This is a genomic window from Streptosporangium heterodermiicola (assembly GCF_051390675.1).
Classification (GTDB): domain Bacteria; phylum Actinomycetota; class Actinomycetes; order Streptosporangiales; family Streptosporangiaceae; genus Streptosporangium.
The window spans coordinates 72,208-90,516 of the sequence record NZ_JBPJSR010000028.1 but is presented as its reverse complement, the minus strand read 5'-3'; the positions used below and the strand labels follow the sequence as shown (position 1 = coordinate 90,516).

Below are 18,309 nucleotides of genomic sequence, written 5' to 3'. Positions count from 1 at the left end.
GCTGGCCGTCATCCGCAGGCTCAACGCCATCACCCCGCCCACCGCCGCCTTCGACGCCGCCTTCTCCTCGGACTGAACCCCCGGGACCGAACCCTCGGACCGAACTCCCGGACCGAACCCCCGGGCGGAGACCCGGCCTGAAACTCCAGGCCGGAACCCGCCCGGAGACCCGGTCCGGAACCGAACCGAGACCCCATCGGGGCATACCCCTCGGGCCGGACCTCCCGGGCCGAGGCGCCTGACCGAGCTCGCTGGCAGAATTTTCTTACGTTGAGCTGCTCTGACGGAAAAATATAGCCCTGAGACATATATCCGTAATATCCGCACAACGTACGATTCCTTGCACAAGCGGGTCGGGCCTTCCGGCTCGGCCCGCCGCGGGGTCGTCTCCTCCGTTTTAACGACCACGTAATGCCCGCCGTGACATCCCCTCCGACCGGACGGCCGAAATGGTGATGTCATCGGCGCCGTCCGGCCTCGGCCGGGCGGATGAAGACCGTCATCCCCCAGGAGTCGACTCACCACAGGAGGCCAGATGCGTACGGGAGTGTGGCTGGTAGGAGCACGAGGATCCGTCGCCGTCACGAGTGTGATCGGGGCGCTAGCGGTGCGCGCCGGTCTCGCCCAGCCCACGGGCTGCGTCACGGAACTCCCCGAGTTCGGCAATGCCGGGCTGCCAGGTCTGGGAGACCTGGTGTTCGGCGGGCACGACATCGTGCCGACCCCGCTGGAGAAGAAGGCGGCCGCGCTCGCCGGAGCCGGGATCGTCCCGGCCAGGCTGGTCGAGGCCCTGCGCGACGAGCTCGCCGGCGTCGAGGAGAACCTCAGGCAGGTGCCGCTCGCCGGCAACCAGGCCGCGACCGCCGAGCTGATCAGCGCCGACATCACCGAGTTCCGGCTGCGGCACGGCCTGGAACGGGTCGTCGTCATCAACGTCTCGACCACCGAGCCCGCACCCGAGCCCCATCCGGCCTACGCCGACCTGGACCTGCTGGAGGCGGAGCTCGCGGTCTCCCAGGACCTGCTGCCGCCCAGCGCCCTGACGGCGTACGCCGCCTTCCGCGCGGGCTGCCCCTACCTGGACTTCACCCCCTCGACGGGCGCCCGGCTGCCCGCCCTGGACCGGCTCGCCGGCCTGGCGGGGCTGCCGTACGGGGGCCACGACGGCAAGACCGGCGAGACGCTCGTCAAGTCGGTGCTCGCCCCGATGTTCGCCCAGCGCAACCTGCGGGTCCGCACCTGGTCGGGGATGAACCTCCTCGGCGGGGGAGACGGCGCCAACCTCGCCGACCCCGCCGCCAACGCCGCCAAGGCCGCCAGCAAGCAGCGGGTGCTGGGCGAGACGCTCGGCTACACCCCGCAGGGCGAGACCCGCATCGAGTACGTCGAGGACATCGGCGACTTCAAGACCGCCTGGGACCTCGTCACCTTCGAGGGGTTCCTGGGCACGCCCATGCGCATGGAGTTCACCTGGCACGGCTGCGACTCCGCCCTCGCCGCGCCCCTGATCCTGGACCTGGCGAGGCTCACCGCGGCGGCGCACCGCTCCGGCCGCACCGGTCCGCTGGGCGAGCTGGCCTTCTTCTTCAAGGACCCGCTCGGGACGGTGCCGCACGCGCTGGCCGACCAGTGGCGGGTGCTCCGGGAGTTCGCCGGCACCCTCGGCGGAGAGGAACCGGTCTGATGCCGTCGCTGCGCGACCTCGTGGAGCTCGTGCGCGCCCCCGCCGCCCTGTCCGTACCCGGCGACGTCGTCGCCGGGGCCGCCGCCGGGCAGGTGCTCGGCGGCAGGACCCTCGGCCTGGCCTGTTCCTCGGTCTGCCTGTACTGGGCGGGAATGGCCGCCAACGACTGGGCCGACCGCCACCTGGACGCGGTGGAACGCCCGGAGCGGCCGATCCCGTCCGGCCGGGTGTCGCCCGACGCCGCGCTCGGGATCGCCGCCGGGCTCACCGTCGCCGGTCTGGCCGCGGCCGGGCTCTCCGGCGGCCGCCGGGCCCTCACGGTCGCCGTCCCGCTCGCCGCCGCCATCTGGTCGTACGACCTGGTGGCGAAGAACACGGCGGCGGGACCGCTGGCGATGGCGCTCTGCCGGGGGCTCGACGTGCTGCTGGGCGCGACCCCGGGGCGGAGCGTCGCGGACGCGCTGCCCTCGGCCTTCACCGTCGCCGCCCACACCTACCTGCTCACCGCGCTGTCGCGCGCCGAGGTGTCCGGCGCCGACCGGAGCCTCCCGGTGGCGACCCTGGCCGGCACCGTCGCGCTCGCGGTGGCCACCGCCCTGGGACGCGGCGACACCTCGCCGGAGCCGCGGACCGCGCGCGCGGCGCAGGTGGTGCGGGCCGTGCAGGCGGGACTCACCGGCTGGTACGCCGCCAGGTTCGGCCTCTCCCAGGCCCAGGCGGTCGCCGAGCCTTCGGCCTCCCGGATGCGGGCCGCCGTCGGCACCGGCATCGTCGCGCTGCCCGCCCTGCAGGGCGCGCTCGTCGCCCGCAGCGGCGCCACCCGCGAGGGCATCGCGGTCGCGGCGGCCGTACCGCTCGGCCGGGCCCTCGCCAGGAAGGTGTCCCCCACGTGAGCCCCACCGGTACGAGCGGTACGGGCACCGGCCCGAGGTTCGGCTACGGCACCAACGGGTTCGCCAACCACCGGCTCGCCGACGCGCTCCGGGTCATCGCCGACCTCGGCTACCAGGGGGTCGCGCTCACGCTCGACCACGACCACCTGGACCCGTACCAGGAGGGGCTGGCGGGCAGGGTCGCGGCCACGGCCGACCTGCTGCGCGACCTCGGGCTCGGCGTGGTCGTCGAGACCGGGGCCCGCTACCTGCTGGACCCGTGGCACAAGCACGCCCCCACGCTGCTGCACGACGAGCGCGAGAAGCGCCTGGACTTCCTGAACCGGGCGGTCGCCGTCGGCGCCGACCTGGGGGCCGAGGCGGTGTCGTTCTGGGCGGGAGTGCGCCCGGAGACGGTCGACGAGGCCACGGCCTGGGCCAGGCTCGTCGACGGCTGCGCCCGGCTCGCCGAGACGGCCGGCGCCGCCGGTGTGCCGCTGGGCTTCGAGCCCGAGCCCGGCATGCTCGTCGAGACGATCGCCGAATGGCGCAAGCTGCACGCCGAGCTCGGCGAACCCTCGGCGTTCGGCATCACGCTGGACATCGGCCACTGCCGCTGCCTCGAACCCGACCCGGTCCCCGACTGCGTCACTGCCGTCGCCGGCCACCTGGTCAACGTGCAGATCGACGACATGCGCCGAGGCGTGCACGAGCACCTGGAGTTCGGCGAGGGGGAGATCGACTTCCCTCCCGTGCTGCGCGCCCTGGCCGACAGCGGCTACCGGGGCCTCGTCGCCGTCGAACTGCCCCGCCACTCGCACGCCGCGCCGCAGGTGGCCGCCCGATCCCTGGACTTCCTGCGTGCGGCCGCCGCAGAAGGGACGAACGCATGACATCGGAACCGAGCATCCAGGGCACCCAGGGCACCCAGGGCACCCAGACGGACGCCCTGCTGGACGCGCTCGACCAGGAGTGGCTCGCCGTCGCCCGGGAGGGCGTCGCCGCCAAACCGGAGAGCGTCACGCGGCACTTCGCCTCCGCCGGGAGGCGCGCAGGGCGGGCGCCGCTGGCGGACGCGCCCGGCTGGACCGCCGACGAGGCCGCGCGGGCCGTCCTGCTCGCCGCGCTCCCGCCGGACGCGGTGGCCGGGCAGGTCGCGGACCTCTACCGGTACGGCGACGCCGACGAGAAGCGCGCCGTGCTCAAGGCCCTGCCGCTGCTGCCCGTCGGCGCGGAGGCGGTACCGCTGCTGCACGACGCGATCCGCACCAACGACACCCGCCTGGTGGCCGCCGCGCTCGGCCCGTACGCCCGCCACCTCGACCAGACCATGTGGCGGCAGGCGGTGCTCAAGTGCGTGTTCATGGGCGTGCCGCTCGCCGCCGTGGACCGGCTGGACGAGCGGGCCGACGCCGAGCTGGCCGGGATGCTGGCGGCGTTCGCCGAGGAGCGCGCCGCGGCCGGGCGTCACACCCCCGACGACGCGACCGCGCTGCTCGGCCGCCTGACCAACGACAAGTCCGGCGAGAACCGTCCGGCCAGCGAGAAGGAGGCCTGATGCGGATCTTCGACCCGCACATCCACATGACGTCGCGCACCACCGACGACTACGCCAGGATGGCCGCCGCCGGGGTGCTCGCCATCGTGGAGCCCGCCTTCTGGCTGGGCCAGCCGCGTACCAACCCCGGCTCGTTCACCGACTACTTCGACTCGCTGATCGGCTGGGAGCCGTACCGCGCCGGGCAGTTCGGCATCCTGCACCACGCCACCATCGCGCTGAACCCCAAGGAGGCCGGGGACCCGCGCTGCCGGCCCGTGCTCGACCTGCTCCCGCGCTACCTGGAGAAGGACCGCGTCGTCGCGGTCGGCGAGATCGGCTACGACTCGATGACCCCCGCCGAGGACGACGCCTTCGAACGGCAGCTCGCGATGGCCGTCGACCACGAGCTGCCCGCCCTCGTGCACACCCCGCACCGCGACAAGGCCAGGGGCACCCAGCGCACCCTCGACGTCGTCGCCTCGTCCGGCATCGCGCCCGGCCTGGTCGCCGTCGACCACCTCAACGAGGTCACCGCCGGGATCGTGCACGACGCGGGCTGCTGGATGGGCTTCTCCATCTACCCCGAGACCAAGATGTCGCCGCCCCGCATGGTGGAGATCCTGCGCGAGCACGGCCTGGAGCGGGTGCTGGTCAACTCCGCCGCCGACTGGGGCGTGTCCGACCCGCTGCTCACCCTGGAGACCGGCAGGGCGATGCTGGAGGCCGGGTTCAGCGAGGACGACGTCGACCGGGTGCTCTGGCGCAACCCCGTGGAGTTCTACGGCCAGTCGGGACGCCTGGACCTGTCCGAGGTCGCCGGAGCGCGGGAGCCCACGTTCGAGGGCAGCTCCATCAAGCGCGGAGGGTCTTGATGCGGCTGCGTCACCCCGGCGGGCGGGTGCTGCACCTCAGCTACTGCACCAACGTGCACCCGGCCGAGGACCTCGGCGGCATCGTCGAGCAGCTCGACACGTACGCGGTGCCGATCCGCGCCCGCCTCGGCGCCGACACGCTCGGGCTCGGGCTCTGGCTGGCCGCGCCCGTCGCCGCTGCGCTCGCCGCCGACCCCGCGCTGCTGGCCGGGTTCCGCCGCGAGCTGGACGCGCGGGAGCTGGAGGTCGTGACGCTCAACGGCTTCCCCTACCGCTCGTTCCAGGACCCGGTGGTCAAGCACGCCGTCTACCACCCCGACTGGACCACTCCCGAGCGGCTCGCCTACACCCTCGACCTGGCGAACGTCCTGGCCGCCCTCCTGCCGGACGACGCCGCCAGGGGGTCGATCTCCACGCTCCCGCTCGCCTGGCGCGACCCCTGGGACGAGGACATGGCGGGCCTCGCCATGGGCCGGCTCGACGAGCTCGCCACCGGGCTCGCCGCCGTCGAGTCCGCCACCGGCCGCGTCATCCGGGTGGCGTTCGAACCCGAGCCCGGCTGCGTGGTGGAGACCACCGACCAGGCCGTACGGGCCCTGTCCAAGGTCGACACCGACCGGCTCGGCGTCTGCCTGGACCTCGCCCACCTGGCGTGCGCCTGGGAGCGGCCCGCCGACGCGCTGCGTCAGTACGCCGAGGCGGGCCTGCCCGTCGTCAAGGTCCAGGTCTCCGCGGCCCTGGAGAGCGACGACCCGGAGACCCTGCGCGAGTACGTCGAGCCGCGCTTCCTGCACCAGACCCGCAACGCGGCCGGAGACGACGCCGACGACCTCGACGAGGCGTTCGAGCGGAAGCTGCCCGGACCGTGGCGGGTCCACTACCACGTACCGCTGCACGTCGCGCCGCGGGCGCCGCTCGCCACCACCGTGCCGGTGCTCCGCGAGGCCCTCGCGGAGCTGGTCGGCGGTCCCGAGCCGCTCTGCGACCACTTCGACGTGGAGACCTACACCTGGGGCGTGCTGCCGGCCGCGCTGCGCCCGCAGACCCCCGACCAGCTCGCGGCGGGCATCGCCGACGAGCTGGACTTCGCCCGCGCCGAGATGCGCGACCTTGGAGTGAAAGCATGACATCGTTGCTGGTCCTCGACATAGTGGGGCTCACCCCGAGGCTGCTGGCGCACATGCCGAGGCTGCGCGCCGTCGCCGACGGCGGCTTCCAGGCCGAACTCGGCACCGTGCTGCCCGCCGTCACCTGCTCGGCCCAGTCGACCTTCCTCACCGGCGTCGCGCCCACCGAGCACGGCGTCGTCGGCAACGGCTGGTACTTCCGCGAGCTCGGCGAGGTCTTCCTGTGGCGCCAGCACAACGCGCTGGTCGGCGGGGACAAGCTGTGGCACGCCGCCCGGCGCGAGCGGCCCGGCTTCACCGTGGCCAACGTGTGCTGGTGGTACGCGATGGGCGCCGACGTCGACTGGACGGTCACCCCCCGGCCCATCTACCGGGCCGACGGGCGGAAAGACCCCGACTGCTACACCTACCCGCCGGAGCTGCACGACGAGCTCACCGGCAAGCTGGGCGAGTTCCCGCTGTTCACCTACTGGGGCCCGGGGGCGGGGATCGCCTCGTCCAGCTGGATCTGCCGCGCCACCGAGCAGATCATGAAGGACCACGACCCGGACCTCACCCTGGCGTACGTGCCGCACCTCGACTACGACCTGCAGCGGTTCGGCCCGTCCGACCCGCGCTCGGCCGCCGCCGCCTCCGAGCTCGACACCGTGCTGACCCCCCTGCTGGACGCCGCCGTCGCGCGCGGGACCACCGTGGTGGCCCTGTCGGAGTACGGGATCACCGACGTCTCCCGCCCGGTCGACGTCAACCGGCTGCTGCGGACCGAGGGGCTGCTGGAGGTCTACACCCAGGACGGCATGGAGTATCTCGACCCCTGGACCTCCCGGGCGTTCGCCGTCGCCGACCACCAGGTGGCCCACGTCTACGTCGCCGACCCCGCCGACATCCCGGCCGTCGCCAAGCTCTGCGCGGGCCTGCCCGGGGTCGCCGAGGTGCTCGACGAGGAGGGCAAGGCGAGGAACGGCCTGGCGCACCCCCGCGCCGGGGAGCTGGTCCTCGTCTCCGAGCCCGACTCCTGGTTCACCTACTACTACTGGCTCGACGACGCCCGGCGTCCCGACTTCGCCAACCTGGTCGAGATCCACCGCAAGCCCGGCTACGATCCCGCCGAGCTGTTCTTCGACCCCGCCGCCCCCGGCGCCGCCAAGCGCAGGGCCGCCGTGGCGCTGCTGCGCAAGAAGACCGGCATGCGTTACACGATGAACGTCGTCGGCCTCGACGCGGGCGCCCGCGCCATCCGGGGCTCGCACGGCCGCCTGCCCGACAACCCCCTCGACGGGCCGGTGCTGCTCTGCTCCGACCCGTCCGTGGCGAGCGAGAAGATCGCCGCCACCGAGGTGAAGGATCTGCTGCTCCGGCTGTCCCTGCGCTGAGCGGCTCCCCAACGGCGCCGCCCGCCTGTGCCTATCACCCCCCGGGCGGGCGGCGCTCTCCACCTTCCTCCCGCATGCCTTCCGGCCGGTGTCGCGGCCGTATCGGGGTTCCCGTCCGGCGCGGCCGGGTGGCCGGGCGGCCCGTCGAGAGCTAGCGCGCCCAGGCCTCGCGGGCGGTGGTCACGTCGGCGCCGGTACGCAGCGACTCCCCGATCGCCAGGCCGATCAGGTGGTCCTGGCAGCCGTCGGCCAGGGAGTAGGGCTCCGGGGCCTCACCCCGGCACCAGGACGTCATCCGGCACAGGAGCGAGACGACGGCCAGGTCGTCCTCGGAGAAGTGCGCGCCCCGATACTCGTTGCGGTAGACCACGCGCCCGTCGAAGCTGATGTGGTCGAGTTCGCGGCCCTCCAGGTTCAGGTCGATCCCGGTCTGGCGCCGGATGAGCCGCGACTCCACCGGGGTCCTCGGGTCGGCCAGGCGCACCACGCCGTCGTCCACGATCTCCCCCAGCGAGCCCCGGACGACGACGCGCCGGGCGCGCAGCGGGTTCCACCACTGGTTGTCGGTGAAGTCGTAGAGCCCCATCCCCTCGGCGAACCCCAGGGTGGCGATCGTGGTGGCCGCCTCCTTCGGCGTGGAGTCGCCCGTCCAGCCGTCCCTGGACAGCGGGTCGGCCAGCGGGGCGGTGAACGAGCGCGCCGTCACCGTGGTCTCCCCGAAACCGGCCCCGAGCAGGTGCCGGATCAGGGACACGGCGTGGTACAGGTGCGTCGAGGAGATCTGCGCGGAGGTCACCTGCCCGATGACCCCCTCGCGCACGAGCGCGAGCCTCGCCGCGTGCCCCGGCATGTACGAGTACTGCTCGGCGACCTGCACCAGGCCACCGGCCCCGACGGCCGCCCACAGGTCGCGCAGCCCGTCCAGGTCGGCCGCCGGGGGCGTCTCCGCCAGCACCGGCACGCCGAACCCCACCAGCTCCTTCGTCACCTCCGGGGTGACCGGCCACGGCACCGACGGGATGACGAACTCGGGACGTCCGGCCCCGAGCATCTCCTCGACGGAACGGAACGCCGGAACGCCCCAGGCGGCCTCGACCTCCGCGCCGCGCTCCCGCGACCTGGTCACCACGCCGGACACCGACAACCGCTCGGGCAGCTGCCTGGCCAGGCGTACGAAGAACTCCGAACGCCACCCGCTGCCGACCAGCCCGAAACGTCCCGCTGACTGTGAGGTCATCGCACTTCCTTGAAAGGGGGGCCGCGTCGTGACCTGCCGGGACGGGGTCGTCAAGTCCCGCGCGTCACGACGCGAGTATCGAACAGGAGACTACTCGGCCCGGCCGGCGTACCCCTCGAAGCGGGGGAGCGTTCGTCAGCCCGCAGGGTGTTCGAGGGCGGTGGAGCGCTGTCGGTCCGCCGGGTGTTCGGGGGCTTGGGCGTTCAGCCCGCCGGGTGGCGGTCGCGGCGGGTGCGGAGTTTGTGGCGGTTGCCGCAGCGGTCCATCGAGCACCAGCGCCGCGCCCCGGGGCGTGAGGTGTCGAGGAAGAGCAGGGTGCAGCGCCCGCCCTCGCACATCCTGATCCGGCCGAGGGCCGGCCCGCCGAACACCTCGACGGCGTCGCGGGCCACGGCGGAGAGGAACTGCGCCCCGGTGACGGGGGAGGCCCAGGAACGCTCCAGGGCGGGGCCGATGACCGGGACGGGCGGTGGCGCGGCGGCGGCCTCGTTCAGCGTGGCGAGGTCGGCCGCGGCGAAGGCGCGCGAGCCCGAGGCGGCGGTCTCGGCGAGCCGCTGTAGGGCGGCGCGCACGCGAAGCGTGGCGGCGAGATCGCCGTCGGAGACCCGGACGAGGTCGCCGAGGCCCGCCCTGGAGTGCGGGATCCAGACGGCGAGGTCGCCGGGCGTGTGGAGCCGCTCCCACTGCGCGAGATCCCCCTCGCCCCCGGTGACGAGAAGCTCCAGGCACAGCGTGCCGGCGTCGAACCTGAAGCTCTTCCTGCCGGGCGCGGTGAGCTCCATGCCGTTTGCCAGGGTCATGGATCAAGTGTAACACTGACACTGGTTAAACCGGTGTCAGCGAGAGAGAGGGTACGGCGATGAGCCCTGAGCGTGAGCAGGCCGAGCGCGAGTCGATCGAGCGTGAGCTGGTCGAGCTGTCCGAGCGGGCCTGGGAGGCCAACAGGAACGGCGACGCGGAGTTCTACGACCGCTTCCTCACCGACGCGCCGCTGAGCGTGTCACAGTGGGGGATCATGGACGACCGGAAGGCGATCCTGCAGGGGTTCGCCGAGAACCGGAACCCGTACACGCGTACGGAGCTGAGCGACCACCGGGTGATCGTGCTGGGTGACGGCAGCGCGACCCACACCGCCACCGTGGAGATCGACGTGCTCGTCAACGGCACGGACAAGCAGACCATGAGGGTCTTCGCCACCACCGCGCTGACCCGCCACGACGGCGAGTGGAAGGCGGCCCTGTTCCAGATCAGCCCGGCGCCCGCGGGGTGAGGCACGTCCCCGTCAGGTGACCATCGGGATGACATGACTCTATGGGCGGTTCCCGCAGCCCCGTCGTTCCAAATGGCATTTGTGGCATAAATGGCAATTACCCGAAATGGGAATATCTGCCACGATGTATTTTTCTAACGGTGTGGGCGAATCGCCCACACCGTTAGTGTTCGCTCCCTATGCTTGCCGCTGCATGATCCACTCTTGATGAAAGGATCTCCAGTGTCGGAGGCATTGTGGGGAAAGCTCATCGGCATCGTTCCCTCCCTGCTCTGGATCCTCTTCGCCCTGGTCGTCTTCCTCGTCCTGCGGAGACCTTTCCTGGAGACGGTCCTGCCCCGCGTCACGACCATCGGAGCCATGGGTTTCGAGGTCACACTCACAAGGGTCGAGATTCTGCTGGACAAGGCGGCGGAGAGCACGAGCGGGGACGCGGGGGCGAGTCCGGCGCCGACCAGAACGACGCGGAAAGCGGTGCTGCGCAGGTTGGAGCACGCCGCCGACTATCTGAAGGACGGCCGGATCCTATGGGTGGACGACATTCCGAGCAACAACCGGTATCTCACAGAGATGTTCCAGGAACTCGGTATGAAAGTCGACCAAGTGACCTCCACGAGTGAGGCCCTGGTCTTTCTGGATCGAGCGTCGTACGACCTGGTGATCAGCGATGTCCGCCGGGATCACGATGGGCGGGCCGGTATGAGGATGCTCCAGGATTTCCGGGATCGAGGGGTCGGCCTTCCGGTTCTCATTCACGCCGCCACGTTCGACCCCCGGCTGGGTGTCGACCCGATGATCTTCGGTTACACGCCCCGCTACGACGAGCTCATTCACTACGTGATCGACCTGATGGAACGGGTCCGCCTGAGCGACGGTTAGCGTTCCACTCCGTTTGATGGCACCTGCAGAGCGAGCGCAGCGCCGTACGTGGCGGCCCTGAACCGCGAGCGTTTTCCTTTCGCCGGCGGTGCGCCCTCAACTGGTCTGCCGAACGGAAAAGGGTATTCGTTGTCTCTCGTCGTGGAGTTATCCTGGGGAGAGTCGAGCTTCTTCCCGGGCGAGAATCGAGATGTGGATCGAATCACTGGTGGATCGAATAGGAAGACTGGTTGAACGGGGTCGTTACAGATTTCGCTTTCCGTATATGAAACAGGATGAGTGGGCCCTCCGCCTGGACTGGGATGTGACGAGATTCGGCGCGAGAAGAGTGTACAGAGACCGGAGATTCTACGGGATCGGGCTCAATAACCCGTTGCCTCCGGTCTATGTCGTCAACTCCAGGGAGATGGAAAACGACGATCATTTCGCTGCGGCGGCAGCCGCGATCACCAAGGAACTGGACTCTCTTTTCCGGCGCCTTGGGCCGCCACCAGACCATCTCGGAACCCGGCACGACTTCATGACGACCGGTGGCGGCGACGCGGGAGCGACTGGATGACCCCTCCCGAACCCAGCCTTCCGTACAGCGGAATGGACATCGCGAAGATGTGGTCCAAGCTACCGGCCGAACACCTGGAGATCGCCCTAAGGGCACTCGAACCTCAACTCCAGCGCGAACATCGGATTTACCTTTGGGAACTTTCCTGCTCGATGAATGCCCTGGCAGGGGCGCTCCGGAGCACCTGTAAGCGCCCTGTCCACAACCGTTCGGCGAAACGCCGGTTCACCGTCTGCCGGGAGGCGCCGAAGACCGGCGGGAGCTGCCGTCAGGCGCAGCCGGCGGTGGCCGCGTACACGATCGCGGCCAGGATCATCCGGTCGGCTGCGCGCCGCCGCCCACCGCCTCGCGGCCGGGTGGGCGGCGGCGGAACCGCGCGCTGGAACAGCTCCCGCGAGCTCGTCAGGGACCGGTCGCCGAAGGAACGCCTCCGCGTCATGTGCGACGAGCCGCTGCCGGGCGCGTCGCGTTCTAACGGTAGATGGAGTAGATCGACTGGAGCATCGCCGAGTTCTCCCCGCCGATGTCCTGCCTGTAGGGCTCGTACGCGTACATGACGTCACCGTTCCACATGTTGTGGCCCAGGCCCAGTACGTGGCCCAGCTCGTGGATGACGGTGCTGTTGCGCTGCGCGGCCGTCAGGTTGGGGGCGTCGTTGAGCTGTACCTCCGCCCCGATGAGGGCTCCGGAGTTCGACAGGAAGTGGTAGTAGCTGGCGCGTCCCCACCAGCCGGTGTTGCCGTAGTTGGCCGAGTACACGTTGACGCAGAAGGCGTCGTTGAGCACGTCGCAGTGGCCCCCGTAGCGGTACCAGCTGTCGATGTTGGGGACGACGTTCCACTTGTACACGGCGGAGTCGGTCGGCCATGCCGCGCTTGAGTAGTCGCTGAACATCACCACCGGGTTTCCCCGGCCCAGGTTCCGCCAGTACGAGACCGGGCAGGTGAGCGTCCGCGCCTGGCCGTACGCGCAGTCGCTCGCCGCCGCGGTCCCGACGCCGGACTTCGTCCGGGACTCGGGGGCGTGCGAGGTCACCTTGACGTTCTTCTTCCCCTCCTTGCGCAGCGAGGCGGCGAGCCGCTCGGGGGTCACACCCGGCGCGGGCGTGTAGATGTCCACCCGTACGATCCCGTCGGGAAGCGACTCCGTGGCGGTCACCTCCATGACGGGAGTCGTGTTCACCGGGGCCTTGGCCCGCTCCGCGCGTTCCTGGGCGACCTGCTCGGCGATCTGCTCGTCGGTCAGCTTCGGGTAGGCGGCCAGGTTCGTTTCCGGGCTGTCGGCCTTCGCCGGCAGGTCCCGGGCGCCCGTCTTCCCGGGCGCCTCGGGGGAGGGGGCGCCGGGTCCCGTGACGGGCCTGTCGTGGCCGGGGTCGGCGTACGCGCTGGTGGTGGTGACCATCGTGACGGCCGCCAGCGCGGCGGCCGAGGCGAGCATGGTACGAAGCCGAAGAGAGGGCATTCGAGTTCTTCTTTCTGAGAACCGGTTCGAGAGCCGATCGCCCTGGGCCGATCGAGAATTCGCCGCCCGGTTCAGGTATTGGCGACGTGATTACGGGAGGGATTACTGGGATTGACGGTGTGAACCCCGCGCGGAGGAGCCGAAGGGCGCCGTCGTCCCCGTCGGCGGCGCCCTCATCCCGGTTTCTCCGGCGGCCTCCTACCTGGTCCAGGCCGCCTCGCCGTCGACGGTGCGGATGACGAGGTTGCCGTCGTCCTGGAGGTAGAGAGTGCCGCCGGGGGCGCTCTTGCCGCTGCTCCACAGGGCCTTGCCCGAGGTGGAACGGACGACGAGGTTGCCGTCCTTCTGCAGGTAGGCGAACGCCGAGGGGTTGCCACCCGTCTCGGTGTCCCACAGCACCCGCTTCGCCTCGTTGAGGAGGACGAGGTTGCCGTCGGCCTGCATGTGAAGGAGGTACTTGCGGTTCAGTGACCGGAGATAGTCACCGGCCTTGAGCGACTCGTCGGTGGCGAGCCTCCAGGACGTGCTCTTCCAGGACCACAGCGCCTTGCCGGAACTCGACCGGATGACCACGTCGCCGTCGTCCCGCAGGGTCAGCCTGACGCCGGTGCCGCTGGTCCTGCTGGTCCACAGGGCCTTGCCCGAGGCGGAGCGGACGACGAGGTTGCCGTCCTTCTGCAGGTAGGCGAAGGATCCCGCGCCCGCCGTCCTCGACTCCCACAGCGCCTGCTCACCGTCACGGACGACGAGGTTGCCGTCCTTCTGCATGTAGAGCCTGTACCGCTGGTTCGGGGACCGCAGGTAGTCGTCGGCCTCAAGCTTCTCGTCGACGTCGAGGCTGGAGCCGAGCAACGTGGGGGCCCCGACGGCACCGGCCGCCTTCTCCGGCGGCCCGGCCACCGCCTGAGCGGCTTGGGTCGCCGGCAGCACGGCGAGCGCCGCCACCGACGTGACCAGGACGACCCTGGAGAGGTTGAAAGACATGCGTTACTGCTCCTTCTGACCGATGGGATATCGGCACGTCCTCGCGGAGGCACGCCGAGGAGAGCCGTGCGTGCGTCGTTCGGCACGCGAGGACGTGCGTGGGGAAGACCGTAGGGCGGCGCGCCCACATGTCACCGACAGGCCGCCGACGTATCACCTGCGAAAGATGGTCAGAGGTGGCGTTCGATGATCTCCGGGGTCGGCGGGTGGTCGGCGGCCACTATGGCGTCCCTCTCCTCGACGCCGATGAGGCGGAGGGTGAGGAGGATCTCGGCGGAGCGGCGCCAGCACCGTCCGGCCTCGTCGTCCTCGCCCAGGTCGCGCAGGGCTCGTCCGAACCCCCACAGGTGCTCGGCCTCCCAATAGGTGCCCGCGAGCCCTTCCCGGTGGTCGAGGGCGAGAGTCTCCTCGAAGAGGACGGCCGCCTGCTTCGCCTCGCCCGCCAGCCGGTGGCCTTCGGCGAGGTTGCCCAGGGCGGCCGCCGCCGCCAGGGTGTCCCCGCTGTCGCGCAGAAAGGCGATCGAGCGGGTGTGGGCGTCGATCGCCTCCCGGTAGCGGCCGGCCTGCTGGTAGGTGACCCCGAGGTTGGACAGGGCCCCGCCCTGCTGGTAGTGATCACGGTGCTCGCGGAACCCGTCGAGAGCCTGGCGGTAGTGACCGATCGCGTTCTCGAAGTCGCCCAGCCGCCGGTAGACGCCGCCGAGCGCCTCAAGCTGGGTGGCCGCGCGATGGTGGTTGCCCAACCGGCGGTAGACCTCCAGCGACCGCCGCAGATCGTCGATCGCCTTGTGCAGGTGGCCCAGCCGCGACAGGGCCCGGCCCCGGTCGCTGTAGGCGAGGGCGAGATGACCCGGCTCGCCGGAGCTCTCGGCCGAGCGGACCGCCGTCGTGAAGAGTTCGAGCTGGTCCCCCCACCGGCCCCGGTCGTACAGCGGGAAGGCGAAGGCGGCGGCCAGCGCGGCGGCCACCTCGTGGTCGGCCGCCCTGGTCGCCTGGGCGACGACGGCGAGCACGTTGCACGTCTCCGCGTCGGTCCACAGGTAGACGCGTTCCTTGGTGGTCAGTTCCGCGTCAGTGGCCGGTTCCGCGTCGGTGATCGGTTCGGCGTCAGTGGCCGGTTCCGCGGTCCGGGGGGACGGCGCCTCAACGTCCGGGTGCTGAGGGGACGGCGCCCGGAGGCCCACTTCCGTACGCCATCTCGCCTTCGGGTGGACCATGGCGGTGGCGGTGCGCGCGGTGGCGACGTAGTGGTGCCACACGCGTTCGACGGCCCGCGCCAGATACTCCCGGCTCTCCTGCTCCGCGGCCCTCTCCCGGGCGAACAGGCGCAGCAGGTCGTGCATGGCGTACCGGCCGGGGGCGGGGTTCTCCACCAGCTGCATGTCCACGAGCCGGTCGAGGAGGTCCTCGGCTCGCTCGTCCGGGACGGCGGCGAGGGCCGCGGCCACCGGGACGGAGACGTCTGGCAGGTCGAGCACGCCGAGCAGGCGGAAGACGCGGGCGGCGTCGGCGTCGTCGTGGTTCGCCGTCAGGTCCTCGTAGCTGACCATGAAACTCGCCCGGACGGCATGGTCGTCCACCCTGAGCTCCGACAGGCGGTGGTGCTCGGCGGCGAGCCGGCCCGCGAGGGTGGAGATCCGCCAGGCGGGCCGGTTGGTGAGCCGGGCGGCGGCGATGCGTACGGCGAGCGGGAGGTTCCCGCACTGCCGTACGACCTCGGCGGCGGGTCCCGGCTCCCCCGCGACCCGGGCGGAGCCGACCAGGCGGGCGAACAGCGACAGCGCCTCCTCGTCCGGCAGCATGCCCAGCCGCTGGTGCGTCACCCCGTCCAGCGAGCCGAGCCCCCTGCGGCTGGTGATCAGCACGCCGCAGCCGTCGCCGCCCGGCAGCAGCAGCCGTACCTGCGCCGCGTCACGGGCGTTGTCCAGGACGACGAGCACCCGCCTGCCGCTGGTGAAGGACCGGAAGCGCCCGGCGGCCTCCTCCGCCTCGGTGGGGATGGTGGAATCGGCCGCGCTGAGGGAGCGCAGGAACCGCCGGAGCACCTCCTGCGGTTCCAGTGGCTCCGCGTTCGGGGTGGCGCCGTGCAGGTTGACGTAGAGCCGGCCGTCGGGAAACCGCTCGGCGACCCCGTGCGCGGCGTGTACGGCCAGCGCCGACTTGCCCGTCCCGCCCGCGCCGACGACGGCGACACTCCTCGGCCCGTCTCCCGTGAGCACGTCGTGCAGGAGGCGCAGCTCGCTCCGGCGGCCGACGAACGTCGCCGCGTCCGCCGGAAGCTCCGAGGGGACCGGGGGACCGTCGCGGTCGCCGTCCGCCCGCGCCGCCTCGCCGGCGGGGGGAGCGATCGCCGTCCTGGTGGCGGCGGGGGAGAGGGCCAGTTCCGGGTCGTCGGAGAGGACGGCCTGATGCAGGCGGCGCAGCTCGCCACCGGGATCGATGCCCAGCTCCTCACGGAGCAGCGTGACGACGCTCTCGTACGCCCGCAGCGCCTCGGCCTGCCGCCCGGACCGGTGCAGCGCGAGCATCAGCTGGGCCCAGAAAGGTTCGCGCAACGGGTGGGTGGCGGTGACCGTCCGGAGCTCGGAGATCAGCTCGTCGTGGCGGCCGAGCCGGAGGCCCACGTCGAACCAGCGCGCCTGCGCCCGCAGGTGCTCCTCGGTCAGCCACGCCACCTCGACCTGGTGCAGGGAGGCCGACGGCACGTTGGCCAGGATGGGCCCGCGACTCAGGGTGAGAGCCCGCCTGAGCAGGGCGCCCTCCTCCTCGGCGTCGCCCGCCTCCGCCGCGCGGCTCACGAGGTCCTGGAACCGGGTGACGTCGAGAGTGTCCGGGGTCGCCTCGATGCTGTAGCCGTGATCGCGGGTCCGGATCGGGGAAGGGCCGTCGAGACCGGCCTGGAGGGTGCCGCGCAGCCGGCCGACATGAGCCTGCACCGCCGCGCGCGCCCCCTCCCTCTCCGCGGTCCCGTCCCAGATCCGCTCGATCAGCAGGTCGAGCGAGACGGGCCGGTTGGCGTGCAGCAGAAGCGTCGCCAGCACGACCCGTTGCTTGACCGCCGAGACCGGGACCACCAGTCCGTCACGCGTCACCTCCAGCGGTCCCATGACCCCGAACCGCACTTCTTCGCCTCTGGCCACCCGTTCCCCCGTCTGACCTGGTACGACGCACTTCCGAAACCGCCGTGGCGGCCGTCCCCTCACAGGCCGTGGATGCCCCCGCGCCCGTCCGGTGCTCCCTCGTGCGCACCTTCGAGGCAGACACGTGGCTTTGTTCCAGAATTTATCCCCGTGTATCGGTGAATGTCGTACCACTTTAGGAGCGGGGCCGGTGGCGAGAAGATCTTTCGCGGAAACCCGGGGCGTCGCCGGCGCGGGATCGGGCGGCCGGGGAGCGCGCGGGATCCGGCGGGGTCCGGCAAGGTCGGGCGGGATCCGGCGGGGTTGGGCGGGGTTGGGCGGGCTCGCGGGTTGACGCAACCAGTTGATTGCCATATATTGAGTAGCAACCAAAAGGTTGCTACTCAATCGCCACCCAAGGAGACGGGCATGACATTCCCCGACCGGATCGAGCGCACGGTCCAGCTGGTCCACCCGCCGGAGCGGGTCTGGGCGGCACTGACCACCGCCGAGGGCCTGGGCACCTGGTTCGGGCACCGCGCCGAGGTCGACCTGCGCGTCGGCGGCGAGGCCAGGCTCAGCTGGGACAGCGGCGACACCGCCACCCTCACCATCGAGCGCCTGGAGCCGCCGCGCGTCTTCGGCTACACCTGGCCGGTCGCCGGCCTTCCCGACGGGGATCCGCGGCGCACGTACGTGGAGTTCACGCTGGAGCCCGCCGGCGCGGGCACCACGCTGACCATGGTCGAGAGCGGCTTCGCGCAGGTGCCGGACGCCGAAGCCCGCAGGGCGGCCCACTCGGGCAACACCAAGGGCTGGACGAACGAGCTGGGTGAGCTGGTCGCGTACCTCGACGGACATGGCTGACCTGGAGGCGGTGGCGCAGGAGGTCTTCACCGCCCTGGCCGATCCGAGCCGGCGGGGGATCCTCGCCGCGCTCGCGGCCGGGGGGCCGGCCACCGCGACGGACCTGGCCGCCCAGCTGCCGATCACCCGGCAGGCCATCGCCAAGCACCTCGCCCTGCTGGCCGAGGCGGGGCTGGTGGTGGCCGAGCCGGGGGAGCGGCGCCGGGTCCGTTACCGGCTGGACTCCGCGCCCATGAAGGTGGCGCAGCAGTTCCTCGCCGTGCTCGCCCGCGACTGGGACGGCCCGCTGGCCGCCCTGCGGGACGGGCTGAAGTGAGATCCGGCCCTTCCCGGGCCGGCTCTTCCCAGGTCGGCTCTTCCCGAGTCGGTCCTTCCCGAGTCGGTCCTTCCTGAGCGGGCTCTTCCCGGGCTGCCCCTTCCTGAGCGGGCTCTTTCCGGGGCGACCCTTCCTGAGCCGGCCCCTCC

General features: G+C 71.5%; 17 protein-coding genes and 1 pseudogene. 12 read left to right on the top strand and 6 right to left on the bottom strand.

Going from position 1 to position 18,309, the window contains the following annotated elements; all coding sequences use genetic code 11:
- Positions 1-535: 535 nt before the first annotated feature.
- From ACSC1Q_RS37955 to ACSC1Q_RS37925, 7 genes are read left to right on the top strand one after another with little or no spacing between them, the layout of a single operon-like run.
- Positions 536-1,684 carry an inositol-3-phosphate synthase gene (locus tag ACSC1Q_RS37955; RefSeq protein ID WP_436763565.1) on the top strand — a complete coding sequence of 383 codons (1,149 nt, stop codon included), beginning with the start codon at positions 536-538 and terminating at the stop codon, positions 1,682-1,684.
- Entirely contained in the window at positions 1,684-2,577 is an 894-nt protein-coding gene (locus ACSC1Q_RS37950; RefSeq protein WP_436763564.1) for an SCO3242 family prenyltransferase, read from the top strand. Before ACSC1Q_RS37955 ends, ACSC1Q_RS37950 begins: the two co-directional genes overlap by 1 nt.
- The gene (locus ACSC1Q_RS37945) at positions 2,574-3,449 is read left to right on the top strand and encodes a sugar phosphate isomerase/epimerase family protein (RefSeq protein WP_436763563.1); all 876 of its coding nucleotides are present in this window, start codon (positions 2,574-2,576) and stop codon (positions 3,447-3,449) included. The genes ACSC1Q_RS37950 and ACSC1Q_RS37945 overlap by 4 nt, the downstream gene beginning before the upstream one ends.
- A complete protein-coding gene (locus ACSC1Q_RS37940; RefSeq protein WP_436763562.1) occupies positions 3,446-4,114 on the top strand; it encodes an EboA domain-containing protein in 669 nt (222 codons plus the stop codon). The genes ACSC1Q_RS37945 and ACSC1Q_RS37940 overlap by 4 nt, the downstream gene beginning before the upstream one ends.
- Positions 4,114-4,968, top strand: a complete 855-nt coding sequence (locus tag ACSC1Q_RS37935) for a TatD family hydrolase (RefSeq protein ID WP_436763561.1) — start codon at positions 4,114-4,116, stop codon at positions 4,966-4,968. The genes ACSC1Q_RS37940 and ACSC1Q_RS37935 overlap by 1 nt, the downstream gene beginning before the upstream one ends.
- Positions 4,968-6,095: a metabolite traffic protein EboE gene (eboE, locus tag ACSC1Q_RS37930; protein WP_436763560.1), complete on the top strand. Its 1,128-nt coding sequence runs from the start codon at positions 4,968-4,970 to the stop codon at positions 6,093-6,095. The genes ACSC1Q_RS37935 and eboE overlap by 1 nt, the downstream gene beginning before the upstream one ends.
- Positions 6,092-7,468, top strand: coding sequence for an alkaline phosphatase family protein (locus tag ACSC1Q_RS37925; protein WP_436763559.1), 1,377 nt, complete (start codon positions 6,092-6,094; stop codon positions 7,466-7,468). The genes eboE and ACSC1Q_RS37925 overlap by 4 nt, the downstream gene beginning before the upstream one ends.
- 151 nt (positions 7,469-7,619) lie before the next feature.
- Here the strand turns inward: ACSC1Q_RS37925 and ACSC1Q_RS37920 are convergent, their stop codons facing one another.
- Together ACSC1Q_RS37920 and ACSC1Q_RS37915 are read right to left on the bottom strand one after the other, a co-directional pair.
- The gene (locus tag ACSC1Q_RS37920; protein WP_436763558.1) at positions 7,620-8,705 is read right to left on the bottom strand and encodes a Gfo/Idh/MocA family protein; all 1,086 of its coding nucleotides are present in this window, start codon (positions 8,703-8,705) and stop codon (positions 7,620-7,622) included.
- A 203-nt stretch (positions 8,706-8,908) separates the two neighbouring features.
- Positions 8,909-9,505 carry a CGNR zinc finger domain-containing protein gene (locus tag ACSC1Q_RS37915; RefSeq protein WP_436763557.1) on the bottom strand — a complete coding sequence of 199 codons (597 nt, stop codon included), beginning with the start codon at positions 9,503-9,505 and terminating at the stop codon, positions 8,909-8,911.
- Positions 9,506-9,564: 59 nt separating this feature from the next.
- Here ACSC1Q_RS37915 and ACSC1Q_RS37910 point away from each other — a divergent pair, with 59 nt between their 5' ends.
- From ACSC1Q_RS37910 to ACSC1Q_RS37900, 3 genes are all read left to right on the top strand, one after another.
- The gene (locus tag ACSC1Q_RS37910) at positions 9,565-9,975 is read left to right on the top strand and encodes a YybH family protein (protein ID WP_436763556.1); all 411 of its coding nucleotides are present in this window, start codon (positions 9,565-9,567) and stop codon (positions 9,973-9,975) included.
- A 222-nt stretch (positions 9,976-10,197) separates the two neighbouring features.
- The gene (locus tag ACSC1Q_RS37905) at positions 10,198-10,854 is read left to right on the top strand and encodes a response regulator (RefSeq protein ID WP_436763555.1); all 657 of its coding nucleotides are present in this window, start codon (positions 10,198-10,200) and stop codon (positions 10,852-10,854) included.
- Positions 10,855-11,119: 265 nt separating this feature from the next.
- A complete protein-coding gene (locus ACSC1Q_RS37900) occupies positions 11,120-11,413 on the top strand; it encodes a hypothetical protein (RefSeq protein WP_436763554.1) in 294 nt (97 codons plus the stop codon).
- Between the two features lie 196 nt (positions 11,414-11,609).
- On the opposite strand, the pseudogene ACSC1Q_RS37895 reads toward ACSC1Q_RS37900, so the two are convergent.
- From ACSC1Q_RS37895 to ACSC1Q_RS37880, 4 genes and pseudogenes are all read right to left on the bottom strand, one after another.
- Positions 11,610-11,829, bottom strand: a pseudogene (locus ACSC1Q_RS37895) (transposase); the annotation flags it as partial.
- A 55-nt stretch (positions 11,830-11,884) separates the two neighbouring features.
- Positions 11,885-12,874, bottom strand: a complete 990-nt coding sequence (locus ACSC1Q_RS37890; RefSeq protein WP_436763553.1) for a zinc metalloprotease — start codon at positions 12,872-12,874, stop codon at positions 11,885-11,887.
- Positions 12,875-13,072: 198 nt separating this feature from the next.
- Positions 13,073-13,858 (bottom strand): bulb-type lectin domain-containing protein, encoded by a 786-nt coding sequence (locus ACSC1Q_RS37885; RefSeq protein ID WP_436763552.1) that lies wholly within the window; start codon positions 13,856-13,858, stop codon positions 13,073-13,075.
- Between the two features lie 170 nt (positions 13,859-14,028).
- On the bottom strand, positions 14,029-16,980 hold the full coding sequence (locus ACSC1Q_RS37880) for an AfsR/SARP family transcriptional regulator (RefSeq protein WP_436763551.1): 2,952 nt from the start codon (positions 16,978-16,980) through the stop codon (positions 14,029-14,031).
- A gap of 426 nt (positions 16,981-17,406) precedes the next feature.
- Between ACSC1Q_RS37880 and ACSC1Q_RS37875 the strand changes: the two genes are divergently transcribed.
- The gene (locus tag ACSC1Q_RS37875) at positions 17,407-17,844 is read left to right on the top strand and encodes an SRPBCC domain-containing protein (RefSeq protein ID WP_436763550.1); all 438 of its coding nucleotides are present in this window, start codon (positions 17,407-17,409) and stop codon (positions 17,842-17,844) included.
- On the top strand, positions 17,837-18,160 hold the full coding sequence (locus ACSC1Q_RS37870) for an ArsR/SmtB family transcription factor (RefSeq protein WP_436763549.1): 324 nt from the start codon (positions 17,837-17,839) through the stop codon (positions 18,158-18,160). The genes ACSC1Q_RS37875 and ACSC1Q_RS37870 overlap by 8 nt, the downstream gene beginning before the upstream one ends.
- The last annotated feature ends 149 nt before the right edge of the window (positions 18,161-18,309 follow it).